Origin of the sequence: Pseudomonas taeanensis MS-3, from assembly GCF_000498575.2 — a bacterium.
Lineage (GTDB): Bacteria > Pseudomonadota > Gammaproteobacteria > Pseudomonadales > Pseudomonadaceae > Aquipseudomonas > Aquipseudomonas taeanensis.
The window spans coordinates 140,250-157,995 of record NZ_AWSQ01000001.1; the positions used below are offsets into that span (position 1 = coordinate 140,250).

Sequence of the window (17,746 nt, forward strand, 5' to 3'; positions counted from 1 at the left end):
ACGCCTGCATGGGCGTACGGCAGAGTTTGGGTTCGGGAAATCAGAAGGCGCGGAGTGGCTTACTTGAGCGCGGCCTGCACGGCAGCAGCGCCATCCTTGCCATCGAAGGTGGTCACTCCAGCCAGAAACCGACTCAGCTCCTGAGGGTTGTCCTTCAGCCATTGGCGTGCCACGTCCTTTGGCTCCTTGCGGTCCATAATCGGCTTCATCATCTCGCTTTCCTGAGCGGAGCTGAAACTCAGATTGCCTAGCAGGCGGTCGACATTCGGGCAGCGCTCGGCGTAGGTTGGTGCTGCAACAGTCCAGACGGTGGCGGCACCCTCATTCGCGCCGAATACATCCTGGCTGCCGGTCAGGTAGGTCAGCTCCATTTGAAGATTCATCGGGTGCGGCTTCCAGCCGACAAACACAATCGGACGTTCACGCTTAACCGCACGACTGACGGCAGCCAGCATTGCCGCCTCACTGGACTCAATCAGCTTGAAACCACCGAGGCCGAACTGGTTGCTGTCGATCATCTTCTGGATGTTAGTGTTGGCACCAGTGCCTGGCTCAATACCGTAGATCTTGCCGTCCAGCTGATCCTTGAACTTGGCGATATCGGCGAAAGTCTTCAGCCCTGCTTCAGCGGCATAGCTGGGTACCGCCAGCGTGGCGATGGCATCTGCAAGGCTGGGCTCGGCCGAGACTTTAACCACGCCCTTGTCGAGGAACGGTTTGATATTGTCGTCCATCGCCGGCTTCCAGTAGCCGAGGAAGAAGTCGATCTGGTTCTTGCTGATACCGGAAAACACGATTTGCTGCGAAGCGGTGGTCTGGGTGGTTGTATAGCCCAGGCCATCGAGTAGAGTGCTGGCCACGGCGGTGGTAGCGACCACGTCAGTCCAGCCAACCAGGCCGATACGTGCCTTTTGGCAGCTGGCATCCTCTGCTGCCAGGAGCGACGAGCTGAACAAACCGAGCAAACAGCAACCGGCGACTAGCTTTAGACTTTTCATCAATACGCCCTCGTGTGGCATTTGGATTTTCCTTGTTGTTGTCCCAGAGCGCGAGGCCCCATCGCATACTCGGGCCTCAGTTCACTCGCTGGAGTAACATTACTAAGCGCCGCCAGGCGACAATCAAACTAAAGCGACCTTCTGTTGACCTGCCCCGACCTCATTGATCAGGATGACCGCCAGCGCATCCATCAGCCGCTCAGTACTCATTTCCGCTCACGGCCAGAGCGAATTGTTCCCAGGATGTTCGCGCCCGAGCCAGGAGCGAGGCTGCCATGCCCCAAGACGTGTTTTTTTTGCTGCTACCCAAGTTCTCCATGATGGGCTTCCTCTCCGCCGTGGAGCCGCTGCGCGTGGCCAACCGCTTCGGTGGCGAGCTCTATCGCTGGCATGTACTGAGCCTGGACGGCGGGCCGGTGCAGGCCAGTAACGGTATGTCGTTGAACGTCGACGCAGGCCTGGACACCCCCGGCGCCAATAGCCTGCTGTTCGTGGTCGCCGGTTTCGAGCCGCTGGCCAGTTACGACGCCCGGCTGGCGGCCTGGCTGCACCGCGCCGAACGCCAGGGCGCGACGCTCGGCGGCATCGACACCGGCAGCTTCGTCCTGGCCGAGGCGGGGCTATTCGGTGAACAACGCCTGACCCTGCACTGGGAGGCCATCGAAGCCTTCAAGGAGCGCTACCCACGGCTGCAGGTGACCCAGGAACTGTTCGAGATCGATGGGCGGCGCATCACCAGCGCCGGCGGCACCGCGAGCCTCGACCTGATGCTCAGCCTGGTTGGCAACGCTCACGGCGAGGAGCTGGCCGTGGCCGCCTCCGAGCAGTTCGTGCTGGGGCGCATCCGTACCCGCCAGGACCACCAACGCATGCAGATCGCCAGCCGCTTCGGCATCCACAACAAGAAGCTGGTGCAGGTGATTGGCGAGATGGAGCGGCACTGCGAGCAACCGCTCGGCTCGCAGCAACTGGCCGAAGCGATCAACGTCACCCCGCGCCAACTGGAGCGGCTGTTTCGCCAGCACCTGCAGGAAACCCCGTCGAACTTCTACCTGGCCCTGCGCCTGGACAAGGCCCGCCAGTTGCTGCGGCAGACCGACATGAGCGTGCTCGAAGTGGGCCTGGCCTGCGGCTTCGAGTCGGCCTCCTACTTCTCGCGCTGCTACCGCAGCCGCTTCGCCCTGTGCCCCAGCGCCGACCGTCACGAAGCCAGCCCCTCGACCACTGCGGTCTAGCGGGCCGTTAAAAACACCTGCTCTCGGCTATGCGGCGTCGATCGCCCCGCGCGCTGCCTCGCCCGCAGAAAAACCATAAAAAAAGGGAGCCCAGAGGCTCCCAATCGAGGGTAACGCTACCTCCGCTGCACCAGGGCAGCGGAGGCATGAGATGCATCAAGCAGCGCTGAACAGCTTGTGCGGGTCGATGACGAATTTCTTCGGTACGCCGGCGTCGAACTCGTGGTAGCCATTCGGCGCGTCGTCCAGGCTGATCACCTGTACGCCAACCACTTCGGCGATGTTGATGCGGTCCCACATGATCGCCTGCATCAGCTGGCGGTTGTACTTCATCACCGGAGTCTGGCCGGTGTGGAAGCTGTGCGACTTGGCCCAGCCGAGGCCGAAGCGGATGCTCAGTGCACCCTTCTTGGCTGCCGCGTCGACCGCACCTGGATCGTCGGTGACGTACAGGCCGGGGATGCCGATCTTGCCGGCGACGCGGACCACGCCCATCAGCGAGTTGAGCACGGTGGCCGGAGCCTCGTGCTGCACGCCTTCGTGACCATGACCGCGGGCTTCGAAGCCCACCGCGTCGATGGCGCAATCGACTTCCGGCTCACCCAGCAGGGCGGCAATCTGTTCGTGCAGCGGGGTGTCCAGCGACAGGTCGGCGATCTCGAAGCCCTGANNGCGGCCAGACCGACCGGACCGGCACCGGCGATGTACACCGAGGTACCTGGGCCGACGCCTGCGGTGACGGCACCGTGGTAGCCAGTCGGCAGGATGTCGGACAGGCAAGTCAGGTCGCGGATCTTCTCCATCGCCTTGTCGCGATTCGGCAGCTTGAGCAGGTTGAAGTCGGCGTACGGCACCATGGCGTACTCGGCCTGGCCACCGGTCCAGTCGCCCATGTCGACGTAGCCGTAGGCGCCGCCGGGACGAGCCGGGTTGACCGACAGGCAGACGCCGGTGTGTTGTTCCTTGCAGCTGCGGCAGCGGCCGCAAGCGACGTTGAACGGTACCGAGACCAGGTCGCCGATCTGCAGGTTCTCGACGTCGCGACCCTTCTCGATCACTTCACCGGTGATTTCGTGGCCTAGCACCAGACCGGTTTGTGCGGTAGTACGGCCGCGCACCATGTGCTGGTCCGAACCACAGATGTTGGTCGATACCACGCGCAGAATGACCGCGTGCTCGATCTTCTTGCCGCGCGGATCCTGCATTTTCGGATAGTCAATTTTCTGTACCTCGACCTTACCCGCGCCGAGATATACGACACCACGATTACCAGACATGCGTTGTTCTCCTTTGTTGTTGAAATACAAAGGCGCAGCCAGCGGCCACGCGGCCTTGCATTGGAGCTGTATACGTCTGTTGCTAAAACCGGCGAGGCGCGCCAATTGGCAGAGCGCTACTGCCCTCACCGGCTGGTTTGGTGCTACGCGTGCAGCACCACGGTTCGATTGGCGTTGAGGAACACCCGCCGCTCGATGTGATAGCCGATCGCCTTGGCCAGGGTCAGGCACTCGATGTCGCGGCCCTTGGCGATCAGGTCTTCCGGATAATGGGCATGGTCCACCGACTCCACGCCCTGGGCGATGATCGGCCCCTCATCCAGATCGTTGTTGATGTAGTGGGCGGTGGCACCGACCATCTTGACGCCCTTCTGGTACGCCTGATGATAGGGCTTGGCACCCTTGAAGCCGGGTAGCAGCGAGTGATGGATATTGATCGCCCGGCCGTCCAGCTTGCGGCACAGCTCAGGCGACAGCACCTGCATATAGCGGGCGAGCACCACCAGTTCGGCGCCGCTGTCCTCGATCACCTGCAACACCTTGCGCTCTTGCGCCGGCTTGTCATTGGGGTCGAGGGGAAAATGGTAATAGGGAATGTTGTGCCAGCTCGCCAACGGCTCCAGATCCGGGTGGTTGGATACCACCGCCACCACGTCCATGGCCAACTGACCGATGCGCTGGCGATAGAGCAGGTCGTTCAGGCAATGGTCGGCCTTGGACACCATCAGCACCACCTTGGCCCGGTAGCCCGGCGGGGTCAGCTCGGTGCGCATGTCGAAGGGCGACAGGCGTTCGTTGAGACCGGCGCGGAAGGCTTGCTCGTCGAAACCCTCAGACACGCGAAATTCCACGCGAATGAAGAAGCGCGCCGACAGGCGATCATCGAACGAGTGATGCTCGGTGACGTAGCAGTTCTGCTCGAACAGGAAGCGGGTCACCGCGTCCACGGTGCCGAGCACGCTCGGGCAATGGGCGGTGAGAATCCAGGTGTCGGGGGTGCGGCTCATATCATTCTCCAATACGGAGTGACCGTGGGTTGGGGCGGGCCGCGCAGGTTGAGCGAAGCGCTACCCAACAGTCTTTTGGCGGACTTTCAGCGGATTTCGGGAACGCAGCGCTGGGTATCGTCGCTGCGCTCCTCGACCCAACCTACGCCTTGATCGCCAGGCCGTATTCGGCGCTGGCATCCTGCAGCCACAGCCAGATGTAGTCGGAGAAACTGCGGCGCACCAGCAGCTCCCAGGTTTCTTCGTCGGTGCGGCGAATCACCAGTTGGGTCTTGGCGAAGGTAGTGCCAACCGCCTTGCCGACCGGGAAGTTGCGTGGATGCACGTCGTAGGTCGACGACTTCATCAGCAGCTCGCGGACTTTCGGCCCAGTCAGTTCGAGGATGGTCTGCCCACCGCTGACGTTGACCACCTGGTGGTGCTGACCGGCCAGCGCTTCGCGCAGGCTCTTTTCGGCGGCGAACTCTTCGCCGCTCGGCACGATCAGCAGCCACTCGTCCGGGCCCAGCCACTGCAGCGAGGTCTCACCCTTGACCACCAGGCCCAACGCGCCCGGCAGTTCCAGGCCAGTGGCCTTGTGCACGGCGCCGGCAAAGGCGGCGTCGTGGCCATCGCCACGCAGGGTCAGGTGACCCAGCAGTTTTCTCTCGCGCAGGCTGACGCCCGCGGTGCTCTTGCCCTTGCCCACCAGCTCATGCAGGCCGGCGTGAAACAGCGGGGACTCGGCGTGCGCCGCATCGGGACGCTGCTTGTAAACGTTTACTGTGCTCATGTTGTTCCGCCTGTCGTAGGTACGTCAGCGCTAATTCGTGGCTCGCCAGGCTCCAGCTTGCTGGGGCCTGGCGAGCGGTCGTGGTCTCAGACGTTCTGCTGCTCGCCTTTCGGGTCGAAGAACACCGAACTGACGATCTCGGCTTCGATCACCGTGCCGTCTGCCAGCGGGGCGAAAACCTTCTCGCCCATGCGCTTCAAGCCGCCCTTGACCAGAGCCAGGGCAAAGCTGAAGCCCATGCTGGTGCTGTAGTAGCTGGAGGTCACGTGACCGACCATGCTCATCGGAATCGCCTGCTTGGCGTCGAACACCAGCTGTGCGCCTTCCGGCAGCACCGCGCTGGTGTTGACCGGCTTGAGGCCGACCAGTTGCTTGCGGTTTTCCTTGACGCAGTCTTCACGGTTCATCCCGCGCCAGCCGATCCAGGAGAACGGCTTAGTGCGACCGACACACCAGCCCATGTTGAGGTCGTCCGGGGTCACCGAACCGTCGGTCTCCTGACCGACGATGATGAAGCCCTTCTCGGCCCGCAGCACGTGCATGGTCTCGGTGCCGTACGGGGTCAGGTTGTACTTCTTGCCCGCCTCGACGATCTTTTCCAGCACGCCCATGGCGTAGTCGGCCTGCACGTTGACTTCGTACGACAGCTCACCGGTGAAGGAGATGCGGAACACCCGCGCCGGCACGCCGCCGACCTTGCCTTCCTTCCAGGTCATGAACGGGAAGGCGTCCTTGTCCAGGTCGATGTCGGTGACCTCACTCAGCAGCTTGCGGCTGTTGGGGCCGGACAGGGTCATGGTCGCCCAGTGGTCGGTGACCGAGGTGAAGTACACCTTGAGTTCCGGCCATTCGGTCTGGTGATAGATTTCCATCCACTGCATGACGCGCGCGGCGCCGCCGGTGGTAGTGGTCATCAGGAAGTGGTTATCGGCCAGACAGGCGGTTACGCCGTCGTCGAAGACCATACCGTCTTCCTTGCACATCAGGCCGTAACGGGCCTTGCCCACGTCCAGCTTGGTCCAGGCGTTGGTGTAAATGCGATTGAGGAACTCGCGCGCATCCGGGCCCTGGATGTCGATCTTGCCCAGGGTCGAGGCATCGAGCAGGCCGACGCTGTCGCGTACCGCCTTGCACTCGCGGCCGACGGCGGCGTGCATGTCTTCACCGGCCTTGGGGAAGTACCAGGGGCGCTTCCACTGACCGACGTCCTCGAACTCGGCGCCATTTTTCAGGTGCCAGCTGTGCAGCGCGGTGTAGCGCACCGGGTCGAACAACGCACCGCAGTTGCGTCCGGCCACGGCGCCGAAGGTCACCGGGGTGTAGTTCGGACGGAACATGGTGGTGCCCATCTGCGGGATGCTGATGCCCATCGAACGCGCGGCAATCGCCAGACCGTTGATGTTGCCCAGCTTGCCCTGATCGGTACCGAAGCCCAGCGCGGTGTAGCGCTTGACGTGCTCGACCGACTCGAAGCCCTCGCGGGTGGCCAGTTCGATACCGGCCGCGGTGACGTCGTTCTGCTGGTCGACGAATTGCTTCGGCGCCCGTGCGGTCGGCTTCTCGTGCGGTACCTGGAACAGCGCGATGCTTGGCTCTTCGTGACGGCCGAAGACTTTCGGCAGTTCGCCCGAGACCGGCTTGAAGCCCGCCTCAGTGGCGGCCTTGACGCCGGCTTCGAAACCGTCGGCCAGTACATCGCCAAGGGCGAACACGCCATTCATGGCACCGGCGCAGACACGCGCCTGGAAACCTTCACCCGGCACGAAACCGAGAATGTCTTCGCGCCAGGTCGGCTTGCCGCCCAGGTGCGAGGCCAGGTGCACCACCGGGCTGTAACCGCCGGAGCTGGCGACCAGGTCGCACTCCAGCCACTCGCCGGGGCTGGTGACTTTATGCGCCTGCGGATCGATCGCCGCGACGCGCGCCGCGCTGACGCGCTTGCTGCCACGTACTTCGATCACCGCACTGCCGGTCAGGACGCGCAGGCCCTTGGCCCGTGCTTCCTCGACCCAGGCGCCCTTGGGATTGGAACGGGCGTCGGCGATGGCGACCACCTTGATTCCGGCTTCCAGACAATCCAGCGCTACGCGGTAGGCGTAATCGTTGGTGGTCGACAGCACCAGTTGCTTGCCCGGGGCCACGCCGTAACGGCGCACGTAGGTGGACACCGCGCCGGCCAGCATGTTGCCGGGCACATCGTTGTTGCCATAGACCAGCGGACGCTCGTGGGCGCCGGCGGCCAGGACTACGCGCTTGGCACGCACACGGTGCAGGCGCTGACGCACCTCGCCCATCGGCGCGGCATCACCGAGGTGATCGGTGCGACGCTCGTGGATGGTGAGGAAGTTGTGATCGTGGTAACCGTGCACGGTCGAGCGCGGCAACAGGGTCACTTCCGGCATCTTCTGCAGCTCGGCAACGGCCTTGGCCACCCAGTCGGCGGCTGGCTTGCCGTCAAGGCTTTCGCGGCTGTCGAGCAGATGACCGCCGAACTCTTCCTGCTCGTCGGCGAGGATCACCCGCGCACCGCTACGACCGGCAGCCAATGCGGCGGCCAGACCGGCGGCACCGCCACCGACGACCAGCACGTCGCAGTGCTGGTTCAGGTAGTCGTAGCTGTCCGGATCGTTTTCCTTCGGCGCGCGGCCCAGACCAGCCGCCTTACGGATGTACTTCTCGTAAGTCAGCCAGAGGTTCTGCGGGTACATGAAGGTCTTGTAGTAGAAGCCCGGCGCCATCATGCCGCCGCCGACCTTGCCGAGAATGCCCATCAGGTCATTGTTGACGCTCGGCCAGCCGTTCACGCTGTTGGCCACCAGGCCGCTGTACAGGGCCTGCTGGGTGGCGCGCACGTTGGGGATCTGGGTCGCTTCGGTAGCACCGATCTGCAGCACCGCGTTCGGTTCTTCGGCGCCGGCGGCAACGATGCCGCGCGGACGCGAGTACTTGAAGCTGCGGCCGACGACGTCGACGCCGTTGGCCAGCAACGCGGCGGCCAGGGTGTCGCCGCTGAAACCCTGATAGCTTTCACCGTTGAAGGTGAAGGTCAAAGGCTGGTTGCGGTTGATCCGGCCACCCTTGCTCAGGCGATTGATCTGACTCATGCCTTTTCTCCTGCCGCACGGCTGGGCTGCTTCGCACTGTTCGGCTTAGCGGTCACGCTCGGCTTTTCGCCAATCTTGTAGGTTTCGAAAATTTCGTAGCTGATGGTGTCGCGCGTGGCATTGAAGTACTGCCGGCAACCGGCCGCGTGAATCCACAGCTCGTGGTGAATACCGCGCGGGTTGTCGCGGAAGAACAGGTACTCGCCCCACTCCGCATCGGTGCAGGCATTCGGGTCCAGCGGGCGCGGGATGTGCGCCTGGCCGGCCGAGTGGAATTCCTCTTCGGAGCGCAGCTCGCCACAATGGGGACAGAAGATGTTCAGCATGTCGGATTTCTCCTGTTAGTGGGCGACGCCGGCGGCGCCGTGCTCGTCGATCAGGGCACCGTTATAGAAACGGTCCATGGCGAAGGGTTTAGCCAGTTCATGCATTTCGCCTTTGGCCAGGCTGGCGGCGAATACGTGACCGGAACCCGGGGTGGCCTTGAAGCCACCGGTACCCCAACCGCAGTTGAAGAACAGGTTCTGCACCGGGGTCTTGCTGATGATCGGGCAAGCATCCGGCGTGGTGTCGACGATACCGCCCCACTGACGGTTCATGCGCACGCGCGAGAGCACCGGGAACAGCTCGACGATCGCCTGCAGGGTGTGCTCGATGGTCGGGTAGGAGCCGCGCTGGCCGTAACCGACGTAACCGTCGATACCGGCACCGATGACCAGGTCACCCTTGTCCGACTGGCTGATATAGCCGTGTACCGCGTTGGACATGATCACGCTGTCGATGATCGGCTTGATCGGCTCGGATACCAGCGCCTGCAGCGGATGCGACTCGATCGGCATGCGGAAGCCGGCCAGTTTAGCCATGTGCCCGGAGTTACCGGCGGTGACCACACCGACGCGCTTGCCGCCGATGAAGCCCTTGTTGGTTTCCACACCGATGACCACACCGTTTTCCTTGCGGAAGCCGGTCACTTCGGTCTGCTGAATCAGGTCGACGCCCAGGGCGTCGGCGGCGCGGGCATAGCCCCAGGCCACGGCATCGTGACGGGCCACGCCGCCGCGACGCTGCAGGGAAGCGCCCATCACCGGGTAACGGGTGTTCTTGCTGCAATCCATGAACGGGATCAGGTCTGAGACCTGCTGGGCATTGAGCACTTCGCCGTCGATACCGTTGAGGCGGTTGGCACTCACCCGGCGCTCGATGTCGCGCATGTCCTGCAGGGTGTGACCGAGGTTGAACACCCCGCGCTGGGAGAACATCACGTTGTAGTTGATGTCCTGCGACAGGCCTTCCCACAGCTTCATGGCGTGCTCGTAGAGCATGGCCGACTCGTCCCACAGATAGTTGGAACGTACGATGGTGGTGTTGCGCGCGGTGTTACCGCCGCCCAGCCAACCCTTCTCGACCACCGCGACGTTCTTCACGCCGAATTCTTTGGCCAGGTAGTAGGCCGTGGCCAGACCGTGGCCGCCACCGCCGACGATGATCACGTCGTATACCGGCTTCGGCTTGGGGTTGCGCCACATGCGCTGCCAGTTTTCGTTGTGGCTGAGCGAGTGCTTGAACAGGCCGAAGCCGGAATAACGTTGCATCAGTGGATACTCCTGATACGAAAGACTAAGACCTTAGCGGTAAACCGGATAATCCGCGCACAGACCGGCTGCCAGGGTGGCGACCTGCGCCTCGACGTCGGCATCGCCGAGGTGATCGAGGATGTCGCAGATCCAGCCAGCCAGCTCGATGCTCTGCTGCTCCTTGAAACCGCGGGTGGTGATCGCCGGGGTACCGATGCGCAGGCCCGAGGTGACGAACGGCGACTGCGGGTCATTCGGTACGGAGTTCTTGTTCACCGTGATACCGGCACGACCGAGGGCGGCGTCGGCGTCTTTGCCGGTCAGGCCCTGACGGATCAGGCTGACCAGGAACAGGTGGTTATCGGTACCACCGGAGACCACGTCGAAACCGCGATCGATGAACACCTTGGCCATGGCCTGGGCGTTCTTGATCACCTGCGCCTGGTACTCCTTGAAGCCTGGTTCCAGCGCTTCCTTGAAGCACNNGGACGAGCTGACCTTGGAACCATGGGTCAGGTGGCCGCCATGGGCCAGGCTCATGCCCAGGATGGTGTCGCCGGCGTTGATCAGCGCCAGGTACACCGCGCTGTTGGCCGAGGAGCCGGAGTGCGGCTGCACGTTGGCGAAATCGGCGCCGAACAGTTGCTTGGCACGATCGATGGCCAGCTGCTCGACCACGTCGACGTGCTCGCAACCACCGTAGTAACGCTTGCCCGGATAGCCTTCGGCGTACTTGTTGGTCAGGCCGCTGCCCTGAGCTTCCATTACCCGCTGGCTGGTGTAGTTCTCCGAGGCGATCAGCTCGATGTGATGCTCCTGACGCGCTTCTTCGGCATCCATCGCCGCCAACAGTTCGTCGTCATAGCCTTTAATTTGGTCTTGTTTGCTGAACATCGCTGATCTCCTGCGGCAACCTGATGTTGCCTGTGTTGTTTGGGGCCGCCCCTGGCTCGAACTGAGCTGGGCGGGCCGGTCGTCCCCTCGTTGCCTGGTGGCATCTCCGCGAGTCGCTGACTGCGGTTTGCGGCGAAGGGATGACGCTACCGACTCGGGTCTCTCGGACTGAGCCTGTTGCAATCGATTGTGCGAAATACCCATAGCCGCCGTATGCCTGTTTACGACGTTAAAATGCCCAAACCAACCTAACGCCGAGCGAAAAATCCGCGCAGTGCCCCATCCGCTCGCCCGCCCTTCCCTTCTCCTCGCCGCGTGACTACTCTGGCAACCCTGCAGGCGATGCCAGCCCTCGCTGCCGGGGGCTTTGCATGGGAGTAGACTGGTGGTCAGCGCACACCCATCCCGCGCCGATATAACAACTATTAGCGACACGACTGTCTTACGCCTTGGTCCGCGCCATACGCGCTAAAAGCGACAAGCGGAAGCAGTGGAGGAACATCAAGATGGCAGTTGCACACCCGCCAGCGGCACCCGTTGCCGAGCCGCACACCCCACCTCAGGCGACGCCGGTGAAGACCTTTGGTTTTCTGCTGATTCCCGACTTCACCACCATCGGTTTCGCCTCGGCGGTCGAAAGCCTGCGCATGGCCAATCTGGTGGCCAAGCAGACGCTGTATAAAACCTTGGTGATCGCCGCCGATGAACAGCCGGTGCGCGCCAGCAACGGCATGCGCGTGCTGCCCGACCACACGATTACCGACGCGCCCAAGCTGGATGCGCTGTTCGTGGTCGGCTCCAATCCGATCAACCCGAAAAATGACCGGACTATGCTCAACTGGCTGCGCGACCTGGCCCATGAGCAGATTCCCCTGGGCGGGATCTGCACCGGCAGCTACCTGCTGGCCTGCGCCAACCTGCTCAAGGGCTACCGCTGCACCATCCACTGGGAAGACATCGAGCAACTGAAAGACAAATTTCCGGGAATCATCATCTCCAACCAGCTGTTCGAGCTGGATCGCGACCGCTACACCTGCTCTGGCGGTACGGCCTCGATGGACATGACCCTGCAACTGATCGCTCGTGAACCGAATGGCGTGGAGATCGCCACCCGCGCCGCCGAGCTGCTGCTGTGCGACCGCATGCGTGGCGCCCGCGAGCAGCAACGCGTGCCGCTGCGGCAGAAGCTCGGCCATTCGCAACCGAAGTTGAGCCAGGTCGTCGGCCTGATGGAAGCCAACCTGGAAGAACCGCTGGAGCTGGAGGAGATCGCCCAGCTCAACGAGGTCACCGTGCGTCAGCTCGAACGGCTGTTCCACAAGTACCTGCAGCGCACGCCCAGCCAGTACTACCTGGAACTGCGCCTGACCCGTGCGCGCGAACTGCTGCTGCGCAGCGACTCGCAGGTGCGCGACATCGCCCTGTCCTGCGGCTTCGCCTCGCCGGCGCATTTTTCCAAGTGTTACAGCCGCTTCTTCGGCCACTCGCCACGCGGCGAGCGCCAGCAGAGCGCGCTGGGCTAAACACGCCCTCTACCTCGGCGGTACGTCGAAGTAGAGGGCCACACGGCTGCAGCGCAACAGCCGGATTAACAGCGCTTATACCTTGAACTGCCCCAACAAACGATCCTGCCGCCCCACCTGCTCGACCATCGCCGCGCACTGAAGTACCTGCTGCTCGGCACCGCCGGCCACGGCATCGCTGATATCGCGGATGTTGGTGGTATTACGGTTGATCTCTTCGCTGGTGGCACTTTGCTCTTCGGCGGCAGTCGCGATCTGCAGGTTCATGTCGTTGATCCGGCCGATAGACTCGCGGATGCGCGCCAGCATATCGTTGGCAGCACTGGCGTCGTCGGCTGTCTGGCTGGCGCTGTCGCGGTTCTGCTGCATGCGCGACTCGACCTGTTTCACTCCGCTCTGCAACTGGTCGATCATCTGGCGGATTTCCTGGGTGGAATGTTGGGTGCGCGAGGCCAGCGAACGCACCTCATCGGCCACCACGGCAAACCCCCGTCCCGACTCCCCGGCGCGTGCCGCCTCGATAGCGGCGTTGAGCGCGAGCAGATTGGTCTGCTCGGCGATGCTGGTGATCACCGAGAGGATCGACTCGATATTGGCACTGACCCTAGCCAGCTCGTTGACCGCCTGGCTGGTGTCATCCATTTCAGCGGCCAGGCGTTTGATCGCCTCGCTGGACTGCGAGACCAGACTGACGCCAGTCTCGGTTGCCTCACTGGCGGCGCTGGCTGCCTGGGCCGCGGCCTGGGCATTGCACGCAACATCCTCCGCGGTGCTGGCCATCTCCTGCATGGCGGTGGCCAGCTGATCCAATTCCTGCAATTGCTGCTGCAGACGACTGGCGGTTTGACTGGCTTCGCTGGAGGTATCCCGGCTGCTGGCGCGAACCTGTTGGGAACTGCCCATCACGTCGCCAATCAATCCCTGCAGGCTCTGCAGAAAGCGGTTGAACTCCTCGCCGACCTGGGCAACTTCATCGTTGCCCTGGATCGGCAGGCGCTGGGTCAGGTCACCCTGGCCGCCGTTGACCTCACGCAGCGAAGTCCTCAACTGCAACAGCGGCCGTAACAGGCGCCGCATCAGTACACCAAGCACCAGCAGCGTCAGTATCACGCCGATGGCGGTACCGGCCGCCGCACGCCAACTGAGGGCGTTTGCTTCAGCCATGACCTTGCTCTCATCGAGCACCACCCCGATATACCAGCTCATGCCGCCAAGGTTGCTCAGCGGGATAAAGGACACCAGCAGGTCCTGGCCATCGGCCTGAACCGCGCTGAGCGCCGGCACCAGGGCCGGGCTCTGACCACCGAACAGGTCACTCACGGTCTTACCGTTCAGTTCGCCATTGGGGTGCGAGATGATCTGACCGCTGCCCGCGAGCAGGAACGCATAGCCGGCACCATTGAAGCTGAAGGTATTGATCGATTCGGCGATGCTCTTGAGGCTGATGTCGCCGCCGAAGGCGCCCTTGAACTGACCTTGATCGCTGAACTGGGTCACCGCAGAGATCAGGATGTCACCGCTGCCGGCCACCGCGTAGGGTTCGGTCAGCACGGCATGGGATGCAGCCTTGGCCTGAGGATACCAAGGCCGCTGGCGGGCATCCCAGTCGGCCGCGGGGTGCCATGTCGGGTCGTTAGTGATGGCCTGGCCGCCCGTAGCCTCCAGACCGCCGAACATCGAGAGAAACTGCGCACCCAGAACAGGGTCGGCGAACACTTGCTGAATCTGTTCGTCGCCGAAGTTACGGTCTATCTGCTGCGCAGCCAGGTCGATCAACTGCAACTTGCCGTTCAACCAGTTTTCGATTTGCCGAGCCAGCGCCTGGCTCGACTCGGCGATGCTCGCCTGCGCCTGCTCGCGCAATGTCTCGCGAATCTGGCCGATTTGCAGCAGGGACAGCAGACCACTGCTGATGACCAGAACCAGAGCGGCCACCATTCCAACTTTATTGCTTATTTTCATCGTGCTTGAACTCCCGATGACGCTGAAGCCGCTTGTCGTCCGGCGTTGCGTCGAACTGCCATTCGCACAGCAAAGAGCCACGGACTCTCTCGAGTCCGTGGCTCTGTTTATTCGCTCAGACTGATTAGCCGCGTTGCACCGCTGGCACTCGAGCGCGAGTGAGCATAGAAACCGTCACATAGCAGAAGGACGAAGCCAGGCAGCCAATCAGCGGCCCCTCGACCCAACCGATGTCGGTGGTCAACAGCAGGCCACCGCTGGTGAAGAACCCCACCAGCATGGCTGTCAGACAACCGGCGACGTTGCCCTGCCAGAAGGTCGAGATGAACACCGGACCGATCATCGCCGCCAGCAGCGTGCCGGAGCCGAGAATGCCCAACCAGGACAGCATGAACGGCGGCGCATACATCATCATCAGCAGACCCAGCAGGCCCAACGCAACGACTGCGACGCGGTTGATGGTCAACGCGTGCGCGGAGTCCACCTTGGCGTGCTTGTTCAAGGCCAGACGCAGGTCATGCGAGGTCGCCGAGGCCACGGTGTGCAGCATCGAGTTGGCGGTGGACTTCATGGCGAAGATGATGAACAGGGTGATCAGACCCTGCAGCGCCGGATGCATGAAGGTCTGCAGGTACATCGGCATGGCATTGTCCGGGTCGGTCAGTTCCGGGCCGAAGGCGCGCATGTACAGGCCGACGATCGGGATCAGACTCAGCAGTGCACCGAGGATGGCCACATAGACACCGACCTTGTGCATCTTCACCTTTGGCTTGAAGGCCAGGAAGCGAATCGCCATGTACGGCAGCACCGCCGCGAACAGGAAGGCATAAGGCAGCACCAGGAATACCGAGGCCTTGCTGTTGCCATAAGGCGCAGCGGTGGTCGGGTTGAGCAGGTTCGGGTCGATGGTATTGAGGGTGGTGTGCCACAGGCCCAGATCGACGCTGGTGAACATCTGGATCATGATCGCAATCGCCGCCAATGCCATGCCGCAGACCATTACGGTGTCGGTCCAGGCCACTGCGGCCAAGCCGCCGAGCATGGTGTAGAGGATGATGACCGAGATCATCAGCCAGGCACTGCTGGTCATCTCGATATTCAACCAGGAGGCGCCAAGGATGCCGACCGCCTTGATCTGGCTGACCAGGAACACCATCAGCAGGATGATGGTCATCAGCGCCGCCACGCCCTGCAACAGACGCCCGCCGCTACCACTGCCGTGGATCTGGCCGATGTACTCGGGGATGGTGTTGCTGCCCATGGTCAGCGCGCGTTTCTGCATGTGATTGGCGAAAAACAGCACCGCGATCATCATCGCCGGGGCGAAGAAGAAGTTGCCCAGCAACTCGATGGCGCCGAACTCGTAAGCCACCGAGGGGGAGCCCATGAAGCCCCAGCCGCTGAATCCGGTGGCGACGATAGTACTGGCGCCGACGAAAGCGCCGAGACTGCGACCGGCCAGCAAGAAGCCACCTTCGTCGCTGTCTTTGACTTTGCGTGAGGAGAGAAAGCCGATCCCGATCATCACCCCGAAGGTAACGATCAACAGGCTCCAGTTGAACCATTCATAGAAGTCCATGGCGCTTACTCCGTCTGTCCGGCGTTTTCTTTGGCGGAACGGCACAGATAGGTTCCGGCCGCGATCAGGAGCATGACGATGTTTAGCGAAATGAAGAGCGTGAGTACCCAGGAGGTCATGATTTAAGCCTCTGTAATTGTTCTTGTAGGAGTTTTTTGACTGGTGACTGAGGGTGTGCCGGCCGCCCAAGCTGGCGGCCGGCGATGCCTTAACCCGCAGCCTGGGCTTCTGCCCGGACAGGGACCAGCGCCACCGGAGCCTCTTCGTGCAGCGCCTTGATCAAGCTCAGGCACATCAGCAGCATGATGAAAGAGAATGGCAAGGCACTGGCGATGGCCGCCGTCTGCAGGGTGGCCAAGGACGCTGCGCCACCGACAACCAGCAGCACGCCGGCGACTACGCCCTGCATCCCGCCCCAAAACACCCGGTGACGCTTGGCTGGGTGGATAGCACCATGGGACATGATGGTGGTCAGTACTAACGTCGCGGAGTCGGCCGAGGTGATGAAGTAGGTGGCCACCAGCAGGGTGCCCAACCACAGCGCCACGGTGCCAAGGCCGCCGAGGTTCATGGAGTCAACCGTCACGAAGAAGGCGCTGGCGACATCCTTGGTCGCCGCAGCGGAGATGCCAGCCTCGCCGAACAACTCGTTACTCACGGCGGTGCCACCGAAGGCGACGATCCAGATGAAGGTCAACACTGTGGGGACCAGGATCACGCCCAGAATGAACTCACGAATGGTGCGGCCACGGGATACTCGTGCGATAAACACGCCGACAAAGGGTGCCCACGACAGCCACCAGCCCCAATAGAACACGGTCCACCAGCCCTGCCAGCTCGACTTCCAACCTTCCCAGGCGGACGGATCCTGCTTGCTGGCGTCGGTCCAGAAGCTCATCTCGATGACGTTCGCGAGATAATCGCCCGTGGCATCGACCAGCGACATGATCAAGTAGCGGCTCGGGCCCCAGACGAAGAAGAACACGATCAGAACGATGGTCAGGATGATGTTCAGCTCGCTGAGCATCTTCACTCCGCGATTGACCCCGGACACCGCAGAGAACACGGCGACCAGAGTAATCACTGCGATCAAGCCCAACTGCACCAGCGCCGAGCTTTCCAAGCCAACCAGGCGCTCAAGACCGGCATTGATCTGCTGCGCACCCAAACCCAGCGAAGTGGCCACGCCAAAGATGGTCGCCAGGATCGCCAAAATGTCTACTGCATGCCCCCATGGGCCATCCATGGCGCGACCGAACAGAGGACGCAAGGTAGAGCGGATGGTTAGCGGCAGGCCCTTGCGAAAGGCCGCATAAGCCAACGCCAGGGCGACGATGCAGTAGATCGACCAGGCATGCAGGCCCCAGTGGAAGAAGCTGATGCGCATCGCGGTTTCCGCCGCTTCAGCGCTCATGCTGGTTGCGCTGAAGGGGTTGCCCTGCATATGGAACATCGGCTCTGCGATACTCCAGAAGATCAGGCCGATACCCTGGCCTGCGGAAAACACCATGGCGAACCAGGCAAAGTAACCGAACTCTGGTCGTTCATCCTCGCGACCCAGGCGAATGCGGCCGAAGCGGCTACAGGCCAGCCAGCCGTTGAAGAACAGGAACAGCGCGGCGATCAGCACGTAATACCAGCTGAACGCATAGGTGATACCACTGCGCACTTGGTCGAACAGCGCCGCGGCTTGCTCCTGATACATCAGCAGACCCAGCATTACACCGGCGATAACCAACAGCGAGCCCACCGTTACCACCGGGTTCAGGCCCTTTAGCCAGGTACTCTGGGAAATAGCCACACGCGACTCATGCGGCTCCC

The 17,746-nt window shown here is 62.5% G+C and carries 12 protein-coding genes and 2 pseudogenes; 2 read left to right on the top strand and 12 right to left on the bottom strand.

The window, feature by feature from the left end:
• Window positions 1–59: 59 nt before the first annotated feature.
• The gene (choX, locus tag TMS3_RS00615; RefSeq protein ID WP_025163296.1) at window positions 60–998 is read right to left on the bottom strand and encodes a choline ABC transporter substrate-binding protein; all 939 of its coding nucleotides are present in this window, start codon (window positions 996–998) and stop codon (window positions 60–62) included.
• 275 nt (window positions 999–1,273) lie between these two features.
• Here choX and TMS3_RS00620 point away from each other — a divergent pair, with 275 nt between their 5' ends.
• Window positions 1,274–2,233: a GlxA family transcriptional regulator gene (locus TMS3_RS00620; protein WP_025163297.1), complete on the top strand. Its 960-nt coding sequence runs from the start codon at window positions 1,274–1,276 to the stop codon at window positions 2,231–2,233.
• Window positions 2,234–2,389: 156 nt separating this feature from the next.
• Here TMS3_RS00620 and TMS3_RS00625 read toward each other — a convergent pair.
• The 7 genes and pseudogenes from TMS3_RS00625 to TMS3_RS00655 form a co-directional block, all read right to left on the bottom strand.
• A pseudogene (locus tag TMS3_RS00625) lies at window positions 2,390–3,510 on the bottom strand (alcohol dehydrogenase catalytic domain-containing protein).
• Window positions 3,511–3,653: 143 nt separating this feature from the next.
• A complete protein-coding gene (purU, locus tag TMS3_RS00630) occupies window positions 3,654–4,517 on the bottom strand; it encodes a formyltetrahydrofolate deformylase (protein WP_025163298.1) in 864 nt (287 codons plus the stop codon).
• A 142-nt stretch (window positions 4,518–4,659) separates the two neighbouring features.
• Complete coding sequence (locus TMS3_RS00635) at window positions 4,660–5,289, bottom strand: sarcosine oxidase subunit gamma (RefSeq protein WP_025163299.1); 630 nt, start codon at window positions 5,287–5,289, stop codon at window positions 4,660–4,662.
• Between the two features lie 86 nt (window positions 5,290–5,375).
• Complete coding sequence (locus TMS3_RS00640) at window positions 5,376–8,393, bottom strand: sarcosine oxidase subunit alpha (protein WP_025163300.1); 3,018 nt, start codon at window positions 8,391–8,393, stop codon at window positions 5,376–5,378.
• The gene (locus TMS3_RS00645; protein WP_025163301.1) at window positions 8,390–8,719 is read right to left on the bottom strand and encodes a sarcosine oxidase subunit delta; all 330 of its coding nucleotides are present in this window, start codon (window positions 8,717–8,719) and stop codon (window positions 8,390–8,392) included. The genes TMS3_RS00640 and TMS3_RS00645 overlap by 4 nt, the downstream gene beginning before the upstream one ends.
• Window positions 8,720–8,734: 15 nt before the next feature.
• Complete coding sequence (locus tag TMS3_RS00650; RefSeq protein ID WP_025163302.1) at window positions 8,735–9,985, bottom strand: sarcosine oxidase subunit beta family protein; 1,251 nt, start codon at window positions 9,983–9,985, stop codon at window positions 8,735–8,737.
• Between the two features lie 33 nt (window positions 9,986–10,018).
• Window positions 10,019–10,861: a PLP-dependent aminotransferase family protein gene (locus TMS3_RS00655; protein ID WP_025163303.1), complete on the bottom strand. Its 843-nt coding sequence runs from the start codon at window positions 10,859–10,861 to the stop codon at window positions 10,019–10,021.
• Between the two features lie 506 nt (window positions 10,862–11,367).
• Between TMS3_RS00655 and TMS3_RS00660 the strand changes: the two genes are divergently transcribed.
• Complete coding sequence (locus tag TMS3_RS00660) at window positions 11,368–12,384, top strand: GlxA family transcriptional regulator (protein ID WP_025163304.1); 1,017 nt, start codon at window positions 11,368–11,370, stop codon at window positions 12,382–12,384.
• 75 nt (window positions 12,385–12,459) lie between these two features.
• Here the strand turns inward: TMS3_RS00660 and TMS3_RS25820 are convergent, their stop codons facing one another.
• From TMS3_RS25820 to TMS3_RS00675, 4 genes and pseudogenes are all read right to left on the bottom strand, one after another.
• Window positions 12,460–13,287, bottom strand: coding sequence for a methyl-accepting chemotaxis protein (locus tag TMS3_RS25820; RefSeq protein WP_407691599.1), 828 nt, complete (start codon window positions 13,285–13,287; stop codon window positions 12,460–12,462).
• A 30-nt stretch (window positions 13,288–13,317) separates the two neighbouring features.
• Window positions 13,318–14,346: pseudogene (locus TMS3_RS25825) on the bottom strand (HAMP domain-containing protein); the annotation flags it as partial.
• Window positions 14,347–14,470: 124 nt separating this feature from the next.
• A complete protein-coding gene (locus tag TMS3_RS00670) occupies window positions 14,471–15,925 on the bottom strand; it encodes a sodium:solute symporter family protein (protein ID WP_025163306.1) in 1,455 nt (484 codons plus the stop codon).
• Between the two features lie 208 nt (window positions 15,926–16,133).
• The gene (locus TMS3_RS00675) at window positions 16,134–17,726 is read right to left on the bottom strand and encodes a BCCT family transporter (protein WP_025163307.1); all 1,593 of its coding nucleotides are present in this window, start codon (window positions 17,724–17,726) and stop codon (window positions 16,134–16,136) included.
• Between the last annotated feature and the right edge of the window lie 20 nt (window positions 17,727–17,746).